This is a genomic window from Inhella crocodyli (assembly GCF_004004565.1).
Taxonomy (GTDB): Bacteria; Pseudomonadota; Gammaproteobacteria; order Burkholderiales; family Burkholderiaceae_C; genus Inhella; species Inhella crocodyli.
This window is the reverse complement of the sequence record NZ_SACM01000004.1, coordinates 144,381-158,831: the sequence shown is the minus strand read 5'-3', so window position 1 is coordinate 158,831 and position 14,451 is coordinate 144,381. Positions and strand designations below refer to the sequence as shown.

Here is a 14,451-nt window from a genome sequence, read left to right as displayed (position 1 = left end):
AATTCAGGCCGGGCGGTCCAGGTTCATGACGCGCCGGCGCGCTGCCCGCGCCTTGGGCAGCCAGGCCAGGGTGGCCCAGCGTCGCCACATCAGCAGGCCGCGCAGCCACTCGTCCGCGGCGTAGGCCAGCCACACCCCGGCCAGGCCCCAGCCCCAGTGCAGGCCCAGCAGCCAGCTGCCGCCGGCCAGCACGGTCGCCATCGACACGACTCCCACGGCCACCGGGTAGCGCGCGTCGCCGGCCGCCCGCAGGGCGTTGATGACCACGAGGTTGAACGTGCGCCCGGGTTCCAGCAGCACGGTCAGCCACAGCAGGGTTGCGCATTGCGACAGGATGGCCGGGTCCTGCGTGAAGTGGCGCATCAGCCAGGGCCCGGCCAAGGCGGCCGCGGCCGACACGCCCACGCTGCTGGCCAGGCCCCAGGCCAGCGCGCGCCGCAGCAGGCGGTTGGCCTCGCGCAGGCGCCCCGCGCCGATCAGGTGCCCCACCAAGATTTCCATCGACAGCCCGATGGCGAGGCCCCCCAGCAAGATGAAGTGCATCACCTGGCTGGTGTAGGCGTGCGCCGCCAAGGCTGCGCTGCCCATCGTGGCCACCACGCCGATGCTGACCATGAAGGCCAGGCGCCAGGCGATGTTCTCCGCCGCGCCGGGCAGGCCGATGTGCAGCATGGCCGCCACCTCGGCGCGCTGCCAGCGCCACCAGTCCGCCGCCCCTGGCCGCAGGCCCAGGCGCGCGCGCCAGAGCCAGGTGTGCAGCAGCAAGGCCAGCAAGCGGCTGGCCATCACCGCCCAGGCGAAGCCCACCAGCCCGAAGCGGGGCATCCAGGCTAGGGCCAGCGCGAGTTGCAGGGCGTTCTGCGCGATCAGCACCATCAAGGTGTCGCGCGAGCGCAGGTGCGCCCGCATCACGCTGCCCATGCTGGCGTTCCAGGCGTCCAGCAGCATGGCCGGTGCGAGCCACTGCAGGAAGGGCAGGGCCAAGGGCAGTAGGTCGGCGGGGGCCTGCAGGGCCTGCAACAGCGGGCGGGCGGCGGCGAAGGTGAAGGCGGCGCACACCAGGCCGATCCAGGTGCTGGCCCCCAAGGCCGCCCGCGCCAAGCGCTCGGCCGAACCGGCAGCGCCTTGGCCCAGGGCTTGGGTGATCACCACCCCGATCCCGGCACCCACGATGCGGAACACGATGAAGACCGTGGCGTTGAGCTGGTTGGCCAGCGCGAAGGCGCCGGCCGCCGCGTCGCTGACCCGCGCGGCCAGCGCCGTGGCCACCAGGCCGACCGCCATGCCCAAGGCCAGCTCCACGAACAGGGGCCACAGCATGGGCCACAGGCGCGGTGATGTAGGGCTGCGGCGGGCGGCGGTCATGAACGCTCGATTGTGGCGGAGGGCGCTCGGTAGACTGCGCCGCAACATGCCTGCGCCCCTACCCGATCTTGTTCCTGCGCCCAGCGCCATGCACCTGCAATTGGCGGGGTCGCGATGCCTGGCCGTGCAGCACCGGCCGCTTGGTCCGGTCCGTGGTGGGGTGCTGTTGTTCCCGGCGCTGGCCGAAGAGTTGAACAAGACCCGTCGCGCCACCGCCCTGGCCGCGCAGGCCATGGCCGCGCGAGGCTGGGCCGTGCTGCAGGTCGATTGGATGGGCAGTGGCGACAGCGAGGGCGACTTCGGCGATGCCCGCTGGTCCACCTGGTTGGCTCAAGCCGCCGAGGCGCGCGTTTGGTGGGCCGCGCAGCACCCTGGCCGGCCGCAGATTGCCTGGGGCTTGCGCGCGGGTTGCTTGATGGCCTCGGCCCTCGACCGCCAGGCGCCCTGGGATGGCCAACTGTGGTGGCAGCCCGTGGTCAAGGGCCAAACGCATTGGCAGCAGTGGCTGCGTCTCAAGCAGGCCGCCGGCCTCGCGGAGGGCGCGGCTGGGTCCGACATGGCAGCGCTCAAGGCCGCCACCGCCCGAGGCGAGGCGGTCGAGATCGCCGGGTACACCTTCGCCGCCGAGTGGGTGCAAGGGCTGGTGGCCAGCGAGTTGGCACCGCCGCACGGCCCAGCGCTTTGGTTGGAGGCCAGCAGCCAGCAGCCACCCGCCCTGCTGCCCGCCACGCAAGCCCTGACCGAGCGATGGGGTGCCGCTTCGCTGCGCGTGCAAGCCGTGACCGACCGCGCACCTTGGGCGGCCTTGGAGCTGGAAGACTGCCCTGCGCTCGTCGATGCCAGCCTGGCCTGGTGGGAGGCTGAATGGCCGGCGTGAGCGTGGAAGAGTGCATCGTTCCGGTCGCCCTGCCAGCGCGGGCCTTGGGCTTCGGTCTGCTCAGCGAGCCCCAGGGTCCGCGCGCCCGCTGGGGCGTTTTGGTGCTGGTGGGCGGGCCGCAGTACCGTGTGGGCGCGCACCGCCATTTCGTGACCCTGGCCCGGCAACTCGCCGCGGCCGGGATTCCCACCCTGCGCTTCGACCACCGCGGCGTGGGCGACACCGGCGGCGATTTACAGCCCTTCGACGCGCTGGACGACGATGTGGCCGCTGGCGTGGACGCACTGATGCAGGCTGTGCCCGACCTGGAGGGCGTGGTGCTTTGGGGCTTGTGCGACGCCGCGTCGGCCGCCTTGCTGTACGTGGCGCGCCGCGAGGACCCGCGGGTGCGCGCCCTGGCCATGCTCAATCCGTGGGTTCGCTCGCCCCAAGGGGAGGCGCGCACGCGCATCCAGCATTACTACTGGGAACGCCTGCGCAGCCCGGAGTTCTGGCGCAAGTTGGCGCGGGGTGGTGTCGGTCTTGATGCCTTGGTCGGCTGGTGGCGTTTGCGCCGACAGGCCAAGGGGGGGGCACCTGCAGCCAGCCCTGAAGCGCAAGGGCCGTTCCAGGTCCAGATGGCGCGAGGCTGGCAGCGCTTCACCGGCCCCATGCTTTTGCAACTCAGTGGCAAAGATCACACCGCCCGCGAGTTTGAAGGCGTGGCCGAGGTCTTTCCGGCCTGGACCGGCTGGCAAAGTCGCGCCCATTTGACCGTGCAGACCTACCCCGAAGCCGACCACACCCTGTCGGCGCGAGCGCTTCAGGATGCGTCGACCCAAGCCCTGATTGAGTGGCTTCGGGCGCTGGCATGAGGGCGCGCTGGCTGGCCTTGTGCCGTGAGTTCGGGGGCTGGCCGACAGCGCTGCTGTACTGCTTGCACCGTGGGTTGCAAGCCTTGAGCGGCGGCCGGGTGCGCATCGTTCCCTACGTGTTTTTTGCCCAGCCGGTGGACAACCCGCTGCTGGTCAGCATCAAGCCCGATCCAGCCACCGTGGTGCGGGTGGTGGTCGGGCCCGACGCCACCGTGCCCCCCGGTCCCCGGCCGCTCGCGGCCTTGCGTCAGCGCTTGCAATCAGGCAACGAGTGCCACGTCTGCGAGGTCAAGGGCGAGTTCGCCGGAACGATCTGGCTGGGCCTGGGGCCGCACGACGAGGACGAGGTGCGCTGCCGCTACGTCCTGCCGCCCCGCAGCGTGTGGGACTACGACGTGTATGTGGCGCCTCGATACCGACTGGGCCGCACCCTGGCGCGCCTGTGGGCCGCGGTGGACGACAACCTGGCAGCGCGCGACATCGCGTGGACCTTCAGCCGCATTTCGCGATTCAACCCTGGCTCGATGGGGGTGCACGAGCGCCTGGGCGCGCGCCGTGTCGGCACCGCCTGGTTTTTGTGTTTTGGGGCGTGGGAGCTGAGTTGGGTGCCGGGGCGTTGGGGGCCGCGCCTGAGCCGTCAAGCGCGCCCTGCCATCACGCTGCGGGCGCCGAATTAGGCGCCCAACACGGCCGCCATGGCCACCGCCACCGGCTCCACATTGCGCCGGTTCAGGCCGGCGACGCACATGCGGCCGCTCTTCAAGATGTACACGCCGTGCTGCTCGCGCAGCGCGTCCACCTGGGCGGCCGTCAGGCCGGTGTAGCTGAACATGCCGCGCTGGGTCAGGAAGTAATCGAAGTTGCGGCCGGGCAGCTTGGTGCACAGCACCTCGTGCAGGGCCGAGCGCATGGCCTTGATGCGCTCGCGCATGGCGTTCACCTCGGCCTCCCATTGGGCGCGCAAGCCCGGGTCGTTCAGCAGGGTGGCCACCACTTGGCCGCCGTGCGTGGGCGGGTTGCTGTAGTTGCGGCGGATGTTGAACTTCAACTGACCCAGCACCTGCTCGGCCTGCTGCGCGGTGGGGCAGACCACGCTCAGCGCGCCGCAGCGCTCGCCGTACACGCTCATGTTCTTGCTGAAGCTGTTGGCCAGCAGGAAGGACAGGTTGGCGTCCAAGAAGGTGCGCACCGCCACCAGGTCTTCCTGCAGGCCGTCGCCATAGCCTTGGTAGGCCAGGTCCAGGAAGGGCAGCAGGCCGCGCTCCTGCGCCACTTGGGCCACTTGCTGCCATTGCGAGGCGTTCAGGTCCACGCCGGTGGGGTTGTGGCAGCAGGCGTGCAGCAGCACCACGCTGCGCGCCGGCAGGCCGCGCAGGGCCTCCAGCATGGCGTCGAAGCGCAGGCCGCCGGTGGCGGCGTCGTAGTAGGGGTAGGTCGCGGTCGGCAGGCCCGAGCCCTCGAACACCGCGCGATGGTTGTCCCAGGTCGGGTCGCTCAAATAGACCGTGGTGTCGGGGAAGTGGGCCTTCAGAAAGTCGGCCGCCACCTTCAAGCCGCCGCTGCTGCCCACGCCTTGGATGGTGGCCACACGCGCCGCGCGCAGCACCGGGTGCTCGGCGCCGAACAGCAGGTGTTGCACGGCGCTGCGGAAGTTGGCCGCGCCTTCCATCGGCAGGTAGGGGCGCGCCCCGGCGTTCTGCACGACGCGCAACTCGGCCTCGCGCACCGACGCCAGCGCCGGGATCTTGCCGGCCTCGTCGAAGTAGATGCCGATGGACAGGTTCACCTTGGTGTCGGTGCGGGGGTCCTTCTGGAAGGCTTCGTTGAGGCTGAGGATGGGGTCGCCGGCGTAGGGGGGAACGTGCGAGAACATGGGGCCACGGGGGTGAGCGGAGGGAGCCGGGATTATTGGGGGTCGGGCCTGCCCCAAGGGCCTTGCCGACCGCCTCGCGGGCGGCGGCCGTCCGGCCGGGGGAGCAACTGTCGCCATTCTTTACACCTTGACCCTTCAAAAGCATCGGGTATTAACAAGTTAGGGATTGACGCTGCCTAAGTCTTTGACCCTAAACGATTGAGCCGCTGGGTGAGTGAAGCTGGCCCGAAACCTGCTTATCCAACCCATCGCGACCCGCGTTGGGGTTGCACTGTGTACAACTTCACACTCTCAACACCATGCGCGCAATTCGCTTTTTGGCCGCCGCGGCCGCCCTGGTCGGTGCTGTCGCCGCCCAAGCCGCCCCCCTCGTCGCCACCAACAACACCTTCGGCGCCTTCGACGCCAACTCGGGCACCCGCAACTTGGTCATCAACGGCCAAGGCACCGTGACCGACGTGAACATCCGCATCGATTTCGCCAAGTGCGACGACCCGGCCATCGGCCCGAGTGACTTGACCTGCATCGGCACGGGCAACGCCTTCCTGAGCGAAACCTTCTTCTACCTGCTGAGCCCCAACGGCACGCGCGTCGACCTGATCAACACCGGGACCTTCAGCGGCAGCCAGGGCGGTCGTGTGCAGATCGACTTCGACGACGCCGCCGCGTCGGTGGTGGGTGGCAGCGTCATGAGCAGCGGCAGCTTCCGTGGCGTGCAGTCGCTCGCCGCCTTCAACGGCTTGAACGCCGGCGGCACCTGGGTGCTGGGCATGGGCGATTCTGTCGGCCGCGACCCGCTGAGCTTCTTCAGCGCCACGCTGTCGGTGAGCGCCGTGTCCGAGCCGGCCAGCCTGGGCCTGGTGGGCCTGAGCCTCCTGGGCTTGGGCGCCGTCGCCCGCCGCCGCAAGGCCTGAAGCGAAACCGCTTCCGAATCCAAAAAGGCGACCCCCGGGTCGCCTTTTTTCTTGCCCACGACGCGCTCAGGTCTTGTCGGCGTGCTTGCCCATGAAGGGCGCGTAGAAGGCCTTGATGGCCACCATGTCGGCCTCGATGTCGCCCGTGGGCTGCACCAGGGGCCCCAGGCCCACGCGCTTGTTGGCGTAGTCCATGTAGGCCAGCTGGATGGGCACGCCGGCCTGCTGGGCGATCCAATAAAAGCCCGTCTTCCAGGTGGTGACCTTGTCGCGCGTGCCCTCGGGCGGAATGATGAGTTGCACCTTGCCTTTGAACTCGCGCAGCGCTTGGGCCGAGTTGGCGACCAGGTTGTTGCTCTTCTGGCGGTGGACCGCAATTCCGCCCAACCAGCGCATCACCGGGCCGAAGGGGAACTTGAAGATCGTGTGCTTGCCCAGCCAGTGCAGGCGCAGGTCCAGCACGAAGGCGGTCATCAGCGTCAGCGGCAGGTCCCAGTTGCTGGTGTGGGGTGCGGCGATGAGCACGCACTTGTCGACCTCCAGGCGCCCTTCCACTTTCCAGCCGGCCAGCCGGAGGTACAGGCGCGAGAAGCCGGCCAGCAGCCGGTTGACGATCGGGGTGGTGAAGAGGGTGCGTTGAAGGCGTGCCATGGGGAGGGATTGGAACCCGACTGGCATGATCCTGCTGGTGACTTTCCACCGAGATTGACCATGGGCAACCGCCTCACCCAGATCGCCACCCGCACTGGCGACGACGGCACGACTGGCCTCAGCGACGGCAGCCGCGTCCCGAAAACCCACCTGCGCGTCGCCGCCATGGGCGACGTGGACGAGCTGAACTCCCACCTTGGCGTGCTGCTCGCCGAGCCCCTGCCCGACGACGTGCGCGAGCTTCTCGTGGTGGTTCAGCACGAGCTGTTCAACCTGGGGGGCGAGTTGTCTTGGCCCGGCGGCACCTTGCTCAAGGAGGCCGCGGTGCAGCACCTGGACGACGCCCTGGCGCGCTACAACGCCACGCTGCCGCGCCTCAAAGAGTTCATCCTGCCGGCCGGCACGCGCAGTGCGGCCTTGGCCCACGTGGCCCGCACCGTGGCGCGCCGCGCCGAACGGGCCGTTGTGTTGCTGGCCGCCCAAGAGGCGGTTCACGCCGCGCCACGCCAGTACCTGAACCGCCTGTCCGACCTGCTCTTCGTGCTCGCCCGCGTGCTCAACCGCGCCAACCTCGACGGCCTGGGCGGCGACGACGTGTACTGGAAGAGCGAGCGCCTGGCCCGGGGCGGGGGCGACGAGGCGTGAGCACCGCCCAAGTCCAGATTGCCACCTTCGTGCTGGCCGTCAACGACCTCGAGCGCTCGGTACGCTTCTACGTCGACCAGCTTGGTTTCGACGAGGACTTCCAGGTCGACGGCTGGGCCTTCCTCAGCCGCGGCGCCTGCCGACTGCGCCTGGGGCACTGCCCCGACGCCGTGCCCATATCCAAAGCGCAAGACCACTCCTGGTTCGCCTACCTGCACGTGGACGACGTCCAGGCGCTGTACCGCGAGGTGGTGAAAAACGGTGTCGAGATTTGGCACCCGCTGGGCGACAAGCCCTGGGGCATGCGCGAGTTCGCCATCGTCACGCCCGACGGGCACCGCATCGTCTTTGGCCAGGATTTGGAAGGCGAATGATCCCGCGATGACATGGTTCTGGGGGATCGCGCTGCCGGCGCTCGTGCAAATGGCCGCCGTGGCCGGCGTGGTGGTGGCCACGAACGGTGGGGGCTCCTTCGTGGGCCTGGGGGCCCTGTTGACGAGTTTGGTGGCCCTGCCCCTCACGGCACTGGCCAACGCGCTGGCTTTGCGACGTCAACCGCCCCTGCACCCGCTGGTGTTGGCGGCGCGCATCATGTACACCACGCTGCTGTACCCCGTGTTGCTGGCGCTTGCAGCCACCCTGGCGACTTGAGGGCCAGGGCCCGACACTGCGCCCCCGCTTCGATTGGCTCCCTCCATGCCCTTTTCCGCCCTCGGCCTGCCCCCGCCGCTGCTCAACGCCGCCCAGGCCGCCGGCTTCGTCGAGCCCACGCCCATCCAGGCCGCGGCCGTGCCCGTGGTGCTGGCCGGTCGCGACCTGCTGGCCCTGGCCGAAACCGGCTCGGGCAAGACCGCGGCCTTTTGCCTGCCGCTGCTGGCCCAGGCGCTGAAGCAGCCCGGCGCGGGGCCGCGCGCGCTGGTGCTGGCGCCCACCCGCGAACTGGCCGTGCAAATCGCCGAGACCCTGCGCGGCTTCGCCGCCGCGCTGCCGCAGCGGCTCAAAGTCGGTCTGGCGTTCGGCGGCGTGTCCATCAACCCGCAGCTCATGGCCCTGCGCGGCGGCTGCGACCTGATGGTGGCCACGCCGGGTCGGCTGCTGGACCTGATCGACCACAACGGCTTGAGCCTGGCCCACGTGCGCACCCTGGTGCTGGACGAGGCCGACCGCCTGCTGGCCGCCGGCTTCGAGGCCGAGTGGCGCCGCATCGAGGGCCTGCTGCCCGTCCAGCGCCAGACCTTGCTGTTCTCGGCCACCTTCCCGCCCGCGTTGCAAAGCCTGGCCGATGGCTGGCTGCAGAACCCCGAACGCATCGAGCTGGCAAGCCAGCCGCCCGACATCGTGCAGCGCGCCATCCAAGTGGACGCCGCCCAGCGCACGCCCCTGCTGCGCCACCTGCTGGCCACCGAGGGTTGGCAGCGCGTGCTGGTCTTCGTGGCCACGCGCTACGCCGCCGAGCACGTGTCCGACAAGCTGTGGGCGCACGGCATCCAGGCCGCTGCGCTGCACGGCGAGCTGAGCCAGGGCGCGCGCACCGAGGTGCTGGCCGCCATCAAGGGCGGCAAGCTGAAGGTGCTGGTGGCCACCGACGTGGCCGCGCGCGGCCTGCACATCCCCGCGCTGGACGCGGTGGTGAACCACGAGCTGCCCCGTTCGGCCGCCGACTACACGCACCGCATCGGCCGCACCGGCCGCATGGGGCGGCGCGGGTTCGCGGTCAGCTTCGTGTGTGCCGACAGCCCGACCAACGCCGAGTCGCACTTCCGCCTGATCGAAAAGCGCCAGGGCCAGCGCGTGCCGCGCGAGCAACTGCCTGGCTTCGAGCCCAAGGCGGTGGCCAGCGAGGCCCAGGCCACCGGTGGCATCAAGGGCCAGCGGCCCAGCAAAAAGGACAAGCTGCGCGCCGCGGGTTTGCGAAAACCCGCCCCCTGAGCGTCTCGACAGTCGCGTCGGGGCTGTTGTCTACTGGCGTGCCTGCTTTCGATCGACCTGATCCGTGCCACTGAGACCGATCGCCCTTTGCATCGCGGCCTGGACGGCCGCCTGGACCGCGTTCGCGGCCCCGGCGTGCACCTTGACTTTGGGCTACCGCAGCGAAGCCCGGCCCCCGTTGATGGCGGAGGCGCCCGACCACCGCGGCCTCTACCTGGACCTCTACCGCACCGTGGCCCAGCGCTTGGGCTGCCAGCTGCGCGTGGAGCGCTTGCCCAAGCTGCGCATGGTCGAGGCGCTCAAGCGCGGCGAGGTCGACTTCTACCCCGGCATGGACTTCGACGAGGACCGGGACAGCTACCTGCTCTTCATGGACAACGGCTTGCCGGGCGGGCTGGTGGGCGTTTCCCGTCCCGACCTGCCCGAGGTGACCCACCTGCGACAGTTGGCCGGCCGACGCCTGTTGCGCCACACCGGGCAGCCCAATTACCTGGAGGAGCTGAGCCCGGCCGAACGCGCGAGCATCGCCGAGGTGAAGGTGGTGTCGGCGGCCTTGGAGCGGGGCGTGGAGATGCTTCTGCGCGAGCGCGGTGACTTTTACGTGTACGGCCGCATGTCGGTGGATTTCCTCGTGCGCACGCACCCCGAGTGGCGCGGACTGGTCAAGGTGCACCCGCAATGCTGCGGGGGCGAGTCGCCGAACCACGCAGCGTTTTCGAAAAAGTCGGCGCACGTGAAGCTGGTGACCAACCCCGCCTACAAGCCAGGCAAGCCGCTCGGGCCCGACAACCAGCGTGTGGTCGCCCAGCCGGGCAGCTTGGCGCACCGCTTTGCCCAAGAGCTGCAACGCATGGCGCGCAGCGGCGAGGTGCGGCGCCTGTACGCGCAGTACCACGCCGTCGAACCCTGACCGGGCTTCAGGCCAGCGGCGCCTGCAGGGGGTCGAGGGGGAGTGCGCGCGGCGTGGCCCGGGCCAGGGCCAGCCAGGTGGCCAGGTCGGGCACGTGCGCTCGCTGCGGCGCCGGGCGCCCCAGCTCGAAGTGCTGCGGGTGCGCGATCCACACGCCGAAGAGCGGCGGAATTTCGTCCACCTCGGCGATGCCGGCGGCGATGACGAACCAGGCCTGGCCGCACAGGGCGGCGTAGGCCGCGCTCTTGGCCGGCCGGCGCAGCTCGCCCAGCAGGTCGGCGCGGCTGACCTTGACCTCGTGGATGGCCACCTCCAGCCCCTTGGCCACGCTGCTGGGCCGCAGGCTGTAAACGTCGGGCTCGCACAGCACCCAGCGGCGCTGCGGCGGCGTGGGCGGGGCGTCCTCGTCCCACAGCGGCAGGGCGGGCGCCGAGGGTGGATCGCCCTCGCGCGGCAGGCCGGCGCGCAGGCTCAGGCCGGTCCAGGTCACGCGGCCGGCGCGCTGCAGTTCTTCGGCGGTGCGGACCACCAGGGCCTCGTGGGCCGTGCGTGCGGCGCGGTTGGCCGCCAGGCCGACCGCCGCGGCCTGGATGCCGGCATCGCTCAGGCGCAGGCGCTCGCGGCCGTCGGCGTCGCGCTCGCGCACCAGCCAGCCGGCGGCCAACAGCTCCAGCTCGGTGCTGTCTTGGCAGGGCCAGCCCGCGCTGCGGTAGACCTCGCGCAGGCGGCGCACCTGGGCGCGGGTGGGCTTCATGCGCGCGATCACAGGCCCATGAAGGGGTCGCGCGTCAGGGCCACGCCGAACAGCAGGGCCATGGTCGTCAGCGCCAGGATCAGGGCCAGCAACTCTCCCTCGCGGGTCTGGGCCCGAAGGGCCAGCGCGCCCATGGCCACGTAGACCGCCAACAACAAAAACTTCACCGCCAGCCAGGGCTCGTGGACGAGGCTGGTCTGCAGCAGGCCCCACAGGCTCAGGCCGCTGATGGTCAGTGGCACGTCTAGCAGCACGCTCATGACCTTGCCCGGGCCCTCGCTGAGCAGCCGGGTGCGCAAGAGCACGTCCAGCGCGCGCAGGGCGAAGACCAGCACGCTGGCGATCGCCAGCCAGCGGTGCATCTCCAACATGCCGGTGTACCAGTACATGCGCCGAGCCTAGCCCAGCCCGGGGCGATTGGGCCGTGCGTGCGTCACGCCGGCAGGCGCAGCAGCTTGACCCAGCGCAAGCGCTGCCCACCCTGCAGCTCGACCCACTGGCGAACGGGTTTGAACTTGGCCGCCCGCAGCAGCGCCAGGGCCGGGGCATTGGCCTCCAGCACCTGGGCGCTCAAGGGCATGCGGCGCCCCTGGCTGACCACCGCCGCGTGCAGCAAGAGGCTGGCCACGCCCTGGCGCTGGTGCTCGGGGTGCGTGACCAGGCTGCCGACGGCGATCACCGCCTCGTCGTCGGGGTCGGCGTGCAGCGCCAAGGCGCCCACCAGGCGCTCGCCCGCCCAGGCGCCCAGCCAGTCGTCGTTGGCGCCTTGCAGGTCCAGCACCGAACGGCGCAAGGCGGGCAGGTCGGCCACGCCCACCAGGGCCGCCTCCTGCGCGTGCGCGGCCTGCAGCAGCGCGTGCAGGGGGTGGGCGACGGCCGCGTCGGTGGCGTCCAGGTGGGTGAACTCGAAGTGCATGGCGAGCGTGGTCAGGGTCACCCGCCATTGCACCACTGCAGCTCGCAGGGCACCCCGTCGCCGTCGCCATCTGTCTTCTGGTTCGGACAGTGCCTCAAAAACGCCTTGGCTTCCGCGCAGGACCGCATTTGGCTGCAATGCTGACGGCCGTCGCAGCGGAACCCTTCGGTGGCTGTGGGCACCCCAGGGTCGGCCGTTTCGGCCGGATGCTCCACCGCGAGGGGATGGGGGTCTGCGCCGGGCATGGCTCGCTGCGACCAGCGCTGGTGCGCGCCCCAGGCCAAGGCCGCGAACAGCACGACCCACAGGCTCCGGCCGAGCCAGCCGCTCGCGCGCCGAGGGGGCCTGGATGCCGGCGAACTGCGAGGGGGGCGGCGGGTCGCAGGGGCGTCATCGATGGGGCCCAACGCATCGCGCACCACGTGCAGCGCCTGCGGGCGCCCGTCACGACCGGCTCCCAGCTCGTAGCTCACCCGTTCGCCAGCCACAGGCCGCGTGCGGTCGCGCGGCAGCGACGAGATGTGGACAAAGACCTCAGGGCCGCCACCGGTCGGCGCGATGAAGCCGAACCCCTTGTCGTCCACCCACGTTCTCAAGATTCCTTTGTGTCGCGCTGCGTTCACCTGCGGCTCCCTGAGGGGTCTCGCTGGCCCCTTTGGCGTGGATCATCCCAAAGGCATTTGGGGTCCGCTCAATCGCCCGTGGCGTCGGCCACCTTCGGCGGCCGGTGCCCAAACTGCGCCACGGCCACGCCGGCCAGCACCAGCACCGCCGCCAGCACCTTGTGCAGGGTGAAGCGCTCGCCGGTGAAGGCCCAGGCGCTGAGGCCTGCCACCACGGGCATCAGGTAGATCAGGGGCGCGGTGCGCGCTACGCCCCGGTGCTCGTTGGCCCAGCCCCAGGCCAGCCAGCCCAAGAAGCCGCCGCCGGCCACCTGCCACAGCTGCCCCCACCAGACCCAGGCGGGCACCTCGGCCCAGGGCAGGGCCACCAGCGCCGGGCTGGCCGCCAGCAAGGCGGGCACGGTGCACAGCAGGGTGCCGTAGCCCAGCACCAGCGCGCCGCCGTGCCGCTCGATCAAGGGCTTGCTCGCCACCGTGTACCAACTGAATAAGGCCGCGGCCAGCAGCAGCAGCAGGTCGCCGCCGCTGGCCTTCCATTCCAGCAGCAAGAGCTTGTCGCTCGTGAAGGCCAGCGCCCCGGCAGCCGCCAGGGCCACGCCCAGCCATTGCATGGCGCTCAGCCGCTCCAAGCCCGAGGCGCGCAGGATCAACAGGGTGAACACCGGCCCGCAGGCGAGCAGCACGCTGGCGCTGAAGGCGGTGGACTGCGACATGCCCACGGCGGCCAGCAGCAGGTGCAGGGCCTGGCCCACGCAGGCCAAGCGGGCCAGTTGCGCCAGCTCGCCGCGGCTCAGGCGCGGCCAGGCCAGGCGGTAGCGCCACAGCAGCAGGAGCACAGCGCACACCGGCACGATGAAGTAACGCGTGCCCACGTTGGACACCGGGCTGACCTGCCCCAGGATGGCCTTTTGCAGCGGGAAGTTCAGGCCCCACACGAGGATGACCGCCAAGCCGGCCAGCAGGGGCAGGGCGGCGTGCGAGGGCGGGCTGGACTTCGGTGAGGACATTTCGCTGGACATTTCTCGATTTAGAACGGATCATCTCAGAAATGAGAGATGTTGAGGACCCCATCGAGGCCCGCTTGGCCCAGCGCCTGGCCGACTTGCGCACGGGCAAGGGCTGGTCGCTGGACGAGTTGGCCGCGCAGACCGGCGTCAGCCGCGCCACGCTCAGCCGCCTGGAGCGCGGCGAGAGCAGCGCCGGCGCTGGCGTGCTCAACCGCCTTTGCGCCGCCTACGGGCTGACGCTCAGCCGGCTCTTGGCCGAGGTCGAGTCGGGCCCCGTGCGCCTCATGCGCGCCGGCGAGCAGCCGCAGTGGCAGGACGCCAGCAGCGGCCTCACCCGCCACTTGCGCTGCCCGCCCTTGCAGGGCTTCGCCACCGAACTGGTCGAGATCCACCTGGCCGGCGGCAGCGCCATCGACTACGACCGCCCGCCCGTGGTGGGCCTGGAGCACCACCTCCTGATGCAAGCGGGCCGCCTGCGCCTGACCCTGGAAGGCCAGGCCCACGAGCTGCGCGTGGGCGACAGCCTGAGCTACCGCGTGCACGGGGCCAGCCGCTTCGAAGCCCTGGGCGCCACGCCCGCGCGCTACCTGCTGGCGCTGACCGTGCCGGGGGCGCGATGAGCCCGGTGCGTCGCTTGGACCCGCCCACGCCCGACGAGATCGAGCAGCTGGCCCAGACCCTGGTGGCTTGCGTGGCCGCGGGTGCCAGCATCGGGTGGGTGAGGGTGCCCAGCCTGGAGGCGGCCCGCGCCTTTTGGCAGGGCGTGGCCGCCGGCGTCGCCCGGGGCGAGCGCCTGTGCTGGGGCGCCGAGCACGGGGGGCGCTTGGTGGGCACCGTGAGCTTGGTCGTGGACCAGCCCGAGAACGGCGCGCTGCGGGCCGAGCTCGTCAAGCTGATGGTCCACCCCGACGCCCGCCGCTTGGGCCTGGCCCAGGCCTTGATGGACGCCGCCGAGCACGAGGCTCAAGCCCGGGGCAAGCGGCTCTTGGTGCTCGACACCAACACCGACAGCCCCGCCGAGCGCCTGTACGCGCAGCGCGGCTGGCAGCGCTGCGGCGTCATGCCCGACTACGCGATCCAGGCCGACGGCCGCCTGGGCGCCACCACCTGGATGTTCAAGCGCCTGCCCTGAG

General features: G+C 70.8%; 19 protein-coding genes. 11 read left to right on the top strand and 8 right to left on the bottom strand.

From position 1 onward, the window contains the following. Positions 1-3: 3 nt before the first annotated feature. Positions 4-1,365 carry an MATE family efflux transporter gene (locus EOD73_RS13935; protein ID WP_127683638.1) on the bottom strand — a complete coding sequence of 454 codons (1,362 nt, stop codon included), beginning with the start codon at positions 1,363-1,365 and terminating at the stop codon, positions 4-6. 88 nt (positions 1,366-1,453) lie between these two features. On the opposite strand from EOD73_RS13935, the gene EOD73_RS13930 reads away from it, so the two are divergent. From EOD73_RS13930 to EOD73_RS13920, 3 genes are read left to right on the top strand one after another with little or no spacing between them, the layout of a single operon-like run. Continuing rightward, positions 1,454-2,242, top strand: a complete 789-nt coding sequence (locus EOD73_RS13930) for a serine aminopeptidase domain-containing protein (protein WP_127683637.1) — start codon at positions 1,454-1,456, stop codon at positions 2,240-2,242. Then, positions 2,230-3,096 carry a hydrolase 1, exosortase A system-associated gene (locus EOD73_RS13925; RefSeq protein ID WP_127683636.1) on the top strand — a complete coding sequence of 289 codons (867 nt, stop codon included), beginning with the start codon at positions 2,230-2,232 and terminating at the stop codon, positions 3,094-3,096. The genes EOD73_RS13930 and EOD73_RS13925 overlap by 13 nt, the downstream gene beginning before the upstream one ends. Then, positions 3,093-3,773, top strand: coding sequence for a GNAT family N-acetyltransferase (locus EOD73_RS13920; protein ID WP_127683635.1), 681 nt, complete (start codon positions 3,093-3,095; stop codon positions 3,771-3,773). Before EOD73_RS13925 ends, EOD73_RS13920 begins: the two co-directional genes overlap by 4 nt. On the opposite strand, the gene EOD73_RS13915 is transcribed toward EOD73_RS13920, so the two are convergent. Beyond that, positions 3,770-4,969 (bottom strand): amino acid aminotransferase, encoded by a 1,200-nt coding sequence (locus EOD73_RS13915; protein WP_127683634.1) that lies wholly within the window; start codon positions 4,967-4,969, stop codon positions 3,770-3,772. The two genes, EOD73_RS13920 and EOD73_RS13915, sit on opposite strands and share 4 nt — an antisense overlap. A gap of 299 nt (positions 4,970-5,268) precedes the next feature. Between EOD73_RS13915 and EOD73_RS13910 the strand changes: the two genes are divergently transcribed. Next, positions 5,269-5,883 carry a PEP-CTERM sorting domain-containing protein gene (locus EOD73_RS13910; RefSeq protein WP_127683633.1) on the top strand — a complete coding sequence of 205 codons (615 nt, stop codon included), beginning with the start codon at positions 5,269-5,271 and terminating at the stop codon, positions 5,881-5,883. Positions 5,884-5,949: 66 nt separating this feature from the next. On the opposite strand, the gene EOD73_RS13905 is transcribed toward EOD73_RS13910, so the two are convergent. After that, complete coding sequence (locus EOD73_RS13905) at positions 5,950-6,534, bottom strand: lysophospholipid acyltransferase family protein (RefSeq protein WP_127683632.1); 585 nt, start codon at positions 6,532-6,534, stop codon at positions 5,950-5,952. A 60-nt stretch (positions 6,535-6,594) separates the two neighbouring features. On the opposite strand from EOD73_RS13905, the gene EOD73_RS13900 reads away from it, so the two are divergent. The 5 genes from EOD73_RS13900 to EOD73_RS13880 all read left to right on the top strand — a co-directional run bounded on the left by EOD73_RS13900 (position 6,595) and on the right by EOD73_RS13880 (position 10,018). Then, the gene (locus tag EOD73_RS13900) at positions 6,595-7,179 is read left to right on the top strand and encodes a cob(I)yrinic acid a,c-diamide adenosyltransferase (RefSeq protein WP_127683631.1); all 585 of its coding nucleotides are present in this window, start codon (positions 6,595-6,597) and stop codon (positions 7,177-7,179) included. Beyond that, positions 7,176-7,553, top strand: coding sequence for a bleomycin resistance protein (locus EOD73_RS13895; RefSeq protein ID WP_127683630.1), 378 nt, complete (start codon positions 7,176-7,178; stop codon positions 7,551-7,553). The genes EOD73_RS13900 and EOD73_RS13895 overlap by 4 nt, the downstream gene beginning before the upstream one ends. A 7-nt stretch (positions 7,554-7,560) precedes the next feature. Next, complete coding sequence (locus EOD73_RS13890) at positions 7,561-7,830, top strand: hypothetical protein (RefSeq protein ID WP_127683629.1); 270 nt, start codon at positions 7,561-7,563, stop codon at positions 7,828-7,830. 45 nt (positions 7,831-7,875) lie between these two features. Beyond that, positions 7,876-9,108 (top strand): DEAD/DEAH box helicase, encoded by a 1,233-nt coding sequence (locus EOD73_RS13885; protein ID WP_127683628.1) that lies wholly within the window; start codon positions 7,876-7,878, stop codon positions 9,106-9,108. Between the two features lie 64 nt (positions 9,109-9,172). Continuing rightward, positions 9,173-10,018 carry a substrate-binding periplasmic protein gene (locus tag EOD73_RS13880; RefSeq protein ID WP_127683627.1) on the top strand — a complete coding sequence of 282 codons (846 nt, stop codon included), beginning with the start codon at positions 9,173-9,175 and terminating at the stop codon, positions 10,016-10,018. A gap of 7 nt (positions 10,019-10,025) precedes the next feature. Here the strand turns inward: EOD73_RS13880 and EOD73_RS13875 are convergent, their stop codons facing one another. The 5 genes from EOD73_RS13875 to EOD73_RS13855 all read right to left on the bottom strand — a co-directional run bounded on the left by EOD73_RS13875 (position 10,026) and on the right by EOD73_RS13855 (position 13,330). Next, a complete protein-coding gene (locus EOD73_RS13875) occupies positions 10,026-10,772 on the bottom strand; it encodes a hypothetical protein (protein ID WP_127683626.1) in 747 nt (248 codons plus the stop codon). Between the two features lie 8 nt (positions 10,773-10,780). Continuing rightward, positions 10,781-11,161, bottom strand: a complete 381-nt coding sequence (locus EOD73_RS13870; protein WP_127683625.1) for a SirB2 family protein — start codon at positions 11,159-11,161, stop codon at positions 10,781-10,783. A 44-nt stretch (positions 11,162-11,205) separates the two neighbouring features. Continuing rightward, positions 11,206-11,721 carry a GNAT family N-acetyltransferase gene (locus tag EOD73_RS13865; protein ID WP_127683624.1) on the bottom strand — a complete coding sequence of 172 codons (516 nt, stop codon included), beginning with the start codon at positions 11,719-11,721 and terminating at the stop codon, positions 11,206-11,208. After that, a complete protein-coding gene (locus EOD73_RS13860) occupies positions 11,706-12,311 on the bottom strand; it encodes a cold shock domain-containing protein (protein ID WP_259370332.1) in 606 nt (201 codons plus the stop codon). Before EOD73_RS13860 ends, EOD73_RS13865 begins: the two co-directional genes overlap by 16 nt. Before the next feature lie 68 nt (positions 12,312-12,379). Continuing rightward, positions 12,380-13,330: a DMT family transporter gene (locus EOD73_RS13855; protein ID WP_240660717.1), complete on the bottom strand. Its 951-nt coding sequence runs from the start codon at positions 13,328-13,330 to the stop codon at positions 12,380-12,382. A gap of 29 nt (positions 13,331-13,359) precedes the next feature. Here EOD73_RS13855 and EOD73_RS13850 point away from each other — a divergent pair, with 29 nt between their 5' ends. Together EOD73_RS13850 and EOD73_RS13845 are read left to right on the top strand one after the other, a co-directional pair. Beyond that, positions 13,360-13,938 carry a helix-turn-helix domain-containing protein gene (locus EOD73_RS13850; RefSeq protein ID WP_127683622.1) on the top strand — a complete coding sequence of 193 codons (579 nt, stop codon included), beginning with the start codon at positions 13,360-13,362 and terminating at the stop codon, positions 13,936-13,938. Continuing rightward, positions 13,935-14,450, top strand: coding sequence for a GNAT family N-acetyltransferase (locus EOD73_RS13845; RefSeq protein ID WP_127683621.1), 516 nt, complete (start codon positions 13,935-13,937; stop codon positions 14,448-14,450). Before EOD73_RS13850 ends, EOD73_RS13845 begins: the two co-directional genes overlap by 4 nt. Position 14,451: the final 1 nt, after the last annotated feature.